The organism is Parasulfitobacter algicola, from assembly GCF_013315265.1.
GTDB lineage: Bacteria > Pseudomonadota > Alphaproteobacteria > Rhodobacterales > Rhodobacteraceae > Parasulfitobacter > Parasulfitobacter algicola.
Genome location: NZ_JABUFE010000034.1, coordinates 1 through 4835, shown reverse-complemented (window position 1 = coordinate 4835; position 4835 = coordinate 1). Strand labels below are relative to the sequence as shown.

The following is a 4835-nucleotide window of genomic DNA, read 5'->3' as shown; positions in this document are numbered from 1 at the left end:
TCGGAAAGCGATGATGTTTGAACGGGGATTTGCGTGGCATGGCGAACCTCAAAAGCAAAGATCTCGCTGACACGCCAAGATAATGCAACAGTCCCAGATTTATACCTATGATTGACAGACAGTTTGAATTGATCAATGGATAGACGCAACGTCAGCAATAAGTCCAAATAGTGATTTAGAATATGAAATTTACAGTCGTTTCAACAAACGAAAACATTGATGAAATAATGACCTTAGCCGAAACGGCACACCTTGACGGTCATTTCGCACACATCCCCTTAAGCAAAGACAAAGCAGTCAAAGCGTTCAAAGAAGCCATCGCGGCCCCGGATCGTCACGGCATTCTACTTGCCAGACACAATGACAAGGCAATCGCGCATCTTTACTGTGTCGCAGCGCAACATGCATTCGGCACAGGCGCGCTACTCGCCACCGTCCAGACGTTCTTTGTCATGCCGCAGTACCGAAACAGCCTAATAGGCGGTAGAGCCGCTGTCGGGCTAATGTACGGCTTGCGGTCATGGTCAAAGCATCGGAATGTCAGCGAAGTCCTGATCCACGTCACGTCTGACACAGACCTAAGACGCACACACAAATTCTTTGGCCACATGGGATACCGACCCATTGGCGGGAATTTTTCATTGAAACTGAAATGAGGGGGCGCATCATGCGATACCTAATACTTGTACTGATCTTATTGGCCCCGGCAATCGCTAGGGCTGACACGTCTTGCAACGGCAACTTTACCGTATCTGAAATTCACGCAGAGTTACGCAAAGTGATGGCAGGCGATACCACAAGTGTTGAAACCGAATGCGTGTTCACAATGACAAACAAACTGCCATCAAATTATCAATTCTTGAAAACATTTGCGCAGATTTATAACGAGCATACAGACCCTAGCTTTGTTGCAATAGTTGGCCGTAGTTATGAACGCAGTTTTTACACTCAAATGTGGAATTATATGAGTGATGGCGGCGACGGCGATAGGTTTGTGCCCTACAGCATTGTCTTAAATTTCAAATTGCTACCGCTTGATGGCGCTGCCCGCATTCCAGATGACACCATGAAAGCATCCACTTGCTTTGTCTTGCATGATGACGCGACCATTGATGCTGCAATCGTCAGACAAAATCCACAATATCAGGAATGCATAACAAACTGATCAAATAATTTGTACCGTGTAACGAGTGTTCATTGTTTCAATATAAATCTTGAGGGACACACAAAATGGCCGGATTAAATGTAACAGATTACGGAATAGACCCTGATATCGTCTCGACGGACGATCCTTGGGAGAAGGCACGCAGGGAAAATTTGTCAGGCTACGCAAATGTATACAACAGTGAAAGAGATTTGGTCAGTGGCGGGGAACGTCAGAATGAAGCCATGCGCAACAGACAAGCCGATTACCTTGAAAGCATTGGCAACTATGAAAAAGCAGAGGAAGCCCGAGAGGCGGCACGCGACCATGGTTTAGATGCCGAAATTTCAGAAGCTGGCCGTATTGTCGATGGCGGCGATAGTATCATTGAAACAGATAAAGCAAAAGAAGCCAGACAATATGCAGATGATCGCGATATTACAATTGAGCAAGCAATTGCAGAAGGCGCGGTCTATGAACTAGAAGACGGCACATGGTCAGCTTATGGCGCATATGATGGCGACCCCGGAGACAATGTTATTGGTGATGGCTGTCTGACGTCAGCGCTTATGGGACCAATTAGGGCCATTTGCTAAGAGAGTGTTTGTTGCTCATCGTAACCACTGAGGAGTGGACGATGAGAAAGACAACGAAGAGCCCCGGCGAGAAGATCGTCAAAGACATCAAGCGGGCCACCGCCCCTTATATCGGACGGAACAAGAAGCCTACGCCTACGCTGGCGAGGCAGTCCAACCACCAAATTGTACCGACTTTTTCAACAAAATAAGCCCCAAAACGCCCGATGCTGCACTTTGCACAAATGACCGCTTTGTAGGACACGTCGCCGTTAAAAGGGGATTTCGTCTTCGTCCTGACTTTCGGTAGACACACCCGAATTTTCCGTATGCTCAACGATGAACCGAGCGCGTTCGTACAACTCGTCAAAGGTGATGATTTCTGGTTGGCGAAGATTTCGGCGGAAGCCCTCGAAAGCTTGGTAGCGCGATGAGTTCACACCTTTTTCGGTCTTAAACTGACCGAGACTGCCGACTACTAGAAATGATCTAGGCTGAACCGCCATCAATTCTTCTCCCGTCGGGTTGCCCTGCTCGTCGGAAAAACGATGGTAAGTGCCTAGCTCTTTAGTGGCAGCACGCAACGTCTCTTGGCACTGCGCCACCGCGCCACTGAGTTCCGCAGAAGGTGCCCACGCGCCACGGCGGTACTCATTCTCTTTCAGAAGGCCGGTGTTGCTTTTCTTGATCTCAACGAGGCACAGCGCGCTAACAGCGGCACGGGTCTTCATGATGCCGTCTGGAACCTTTCCCGGTGCAGCCACACTGGAACCGCGGATCGTTTGCTGAAGTTTCCGTCCATCCAACCCTGTCGTGAAGATGTAGCTCAGGCCGTAGCCAAAAATCCACTGATTGCGTTCAAAGAACTCTTGCCAAGAACTTTCCGAGATATCCTTGGCGGCGTCGAGCATTTCGGAGAACATTTTCAGTTGCTTACGGCGATATGCGAGCGCCACCACGTCTTCGGTGGTTATCTGACTGCGTGCAAATTCGGCAACAAGTTCGGGGCGGTCTTCAAGTAGTTTGCGTGCCTCAGCGTCCGGCATGTGGACTAGCCGTAAATCGGCCTCGTTGACATTGAATTTGGCAGTCCCAGGAATTTCCAAACGTCGAATATTTTCGAGAAACTCCAACAATCTGGAGATTTGCTCACCGTACAACACGACTTGATCACCCATCGGGTTGCCAGATTTGGTACTCCACCTCTGAATGTGCAGATGAGTTATTCCCCTTCCATCTTCAATGAACCGAGCCTTTATCTGCTGAAAGCCAGTGGCAGTTTCATGAAGAACGAACTCATCACCATCTTTGACGAGATCTTTCAACGGCCCGGCCTCGAACCTTTTCCAGCCTTGTCGGTAAACGGTTTCTTTGCCCGGGTAGCTGAAACTCTTCGAAATATAGAGCCTGTCTGGAACCCGATTATTAGCATACTCAAATTCCTCAAAATCAACTTCTGACATGAACCATTCCGGAAATTCTGTTCGTCACGGACGATACAATCTCAGCGGGCAACGTAGCAAGAAAAAGTTACATGCACCGTGCTAGTTCTCTGCACTGGTGAGCGATCTGATGTCGTCTGTAAAGAAGCCGACCTCTAGCTTGCGTACGCCAACGGCAGCAAAGTCCCGCAGATCGTGAGTTCGACGACCCCGTCATTTCGCGACCGCGGCGAATGTCGGCAATGCGGGCTGCGACCGCAGCGTTCAGATGTAGTGGCCAATTTCCGCAACGGGCCGATGGCGGCTATGAACCCAATCTGCTGGATTGTTGAGACGCTGAGAACATTTACTAGTGGACGGTTTCAGAGTTTTGGTTGTACCACGCAACTATGACTCAATCACTTCCAATCCCCCGCATTGACAAAATGCGTTCCGCTGCACGGCATATAGTGCGCGAACTTGGCTTCATGCAAAAGGGATTGGCTGGAACAGAGCTATCTCCATCTGCGGTGCACACGATTATTGAGGTTGGTTATGGCACGGTTAAAAATGCCAGTGACCTGGGCGCCCATTTGCATTTGGAAAAGTCCAGCGTCAGCCGTCTTGTTCAAAAGCTGCAAAACAATGGCCTGATCGAGGCTGACACTGATCCGAGTGATAAGCGGTCCCGTATTCTGACTTTGACGCAAGAAGGAAAAAACCTGCTGCGCGAAGTCGAGAGTTTTGGGCGGCGACAGCTTCAATCTGCCCTCGACGTGCTGTCGTCAAATGAAGTCGCACAAATTGAGACTGGCCTTGTTCTATTCGCAAAATCTTTAGGCGGCGCGGTCAGCGCTGCGCCAAACGTGGAACTACACGAGGGCTATCGTTCTGGGGTCATCGCATCCGTGGCGCATCTACACGCGACCTTCTACTCACAACACTATGGGTTTGGAGCAGTTTTCGAGCGCAAAATCGCAACTGAAATGTCAGAGTTTATGGGGCGTATAAACAATTCGGTAAACACGACGTTCTCCGCTTATGAAGGCGAAGAACTTCTGGGGTCTGTCTCTCTCGATGGTGAGGATTTAGGGGACGGCGTTAGCCATTTACGGTGGTTCATCGTTAGCCCCAAAGCGCAGGGTATGGGTATCGGAAACGTGCTTCTCAGCAAAGCCACGGAGTTTGTAGACAAGCAGGGCTTTGATCGCACGCGCCTGTGGACCTTCAAAGGATTGGATGCCGCCCGCCACCTTTATGAGAAACACCGGTTCGCGCTGGCGCATCAGACCCCCGGTAAGCAGTGGGGAACGGAAGTGACCGAGCAGGAATTTGTGCGACGCCAGAGTGCCTAGTGCAGCATTTGCTTGCCTACCTTGCGGCGTCGTTTACGGGTAGCACATCATCTGATTTTACGGTCGCGGCGAATGTCGATTATGCGGGCTGCAACTGCAGCATCCAAGCACAGCGCTGAGAGTCCGGTATGGGCCGTCCTTATCGGAACAAACTTCCCTTGCCGAGCAGATGCTGCGACTGCTCCGATGGCGGCAGAGAGCCCTTTTTGATCGATGCTGCGATCTGCGCGAATGTCAGGAACCGGGCATGTTGAACTCAACACCTAATAGGGCCGCGTCAGCCCGAGCGACTGCTTCAGCTTGTCCCAAGTCACTGCTTCGAACCGTTCGGGCCATGGCA

General features: G+C 50.4%; 6 protein-coding genes. 5 read left to right on the top strand and 1 reads right to left on the bottom strand.

What is annotated here, in order from left to right:
* Positions 1 to 227: 227 nt before the first annotated feature.
* The 4 genes from HRQ87_RS19830 to HRQ87_RS19815 all read left to right on the top strand — a co-directional run bounded on the left by HRQ87_RS19830 (position 228) and on the right by HRQ87_RS19815 (position 1931).
* Positions 228 to 656, top strand: coding sequence for a GNAT family N-acetyltransferase (locus tag HRQ87_RS19830; RefSeq protein WP_174140182.1), 429 nt, complete (start codon positions 228 to 230; stop codon positions 654 to 656).
* Positions 657 to 826: 170 nt separating this feature from the next.
* Positions 827 to 1165 carry a hypothetical protein gene (locus HRQ87_RS19825; protein WP_174140181.1) on the top strand — a complete coding sequence of 113 codons (339 nt, stop codon included), beginning with the start codon at positions 827 to 829 and terminating at the stop codon, positions 1163 to 1165.
* 65 nt (positions 1166 to 1230) lie between these two features.
* Positions 1231 to 1740: a hypothetical protein gene (locus HRQ87_RS19820; protein ID WP_174140180.1), complete on the top strand. Its 510-nt coding sequence runs from the start codon at positions 1231 to 1233 to the stop codon at positions 1738 to 1740.
* Between the two features lie 41 nt (positions 1741 to 1781).
* Complete coding sequence (locus HRQ87_RS19815; RefSeq protein WP_174140179.1) at positions 1782 to 1931, top strand: hypothetical protein; 150 nt, start codon at positions 1782 to 1784, stop codon at positions 1929 to 1931.
* Between the two features lie 60 nt (positions 1932 to 1991).
* Here the strand turns inward: HRQ87_RS19815 and HRQ87_RS19810 are convergent, their stop codons facing one another.
* A complete protein-coding gene (locus tag HRQ87_RS19810) occupies positions 1992 to 3182 on the bottom strand; it encodes a Shedu immune nuclease family protein (RefSeq protein ID WP_174140178.1) in 1191 nt (396 codons plus the stop codon).
* Between the two features lie 404 nt (positions 3183 to 3586).
* Here HRQ87_RS19810 and HRQ87_RS19805 point away from each other — a divergent pair, with 404 nt between their 5' ends.
* A complete protein-coding gene (locus tag HRQ87_RS19805; RefSeq protein ID WP_174140177.1) occupies positions 3587 to 4495 on the top strand; it encodes a helix-turn-helix domain-containing GNAT family N-acetyltransferase in 909 nt (302 codons plus the stop codon).
* Positions 4496 to 4835: the final 340 nt, after the last annotated feature.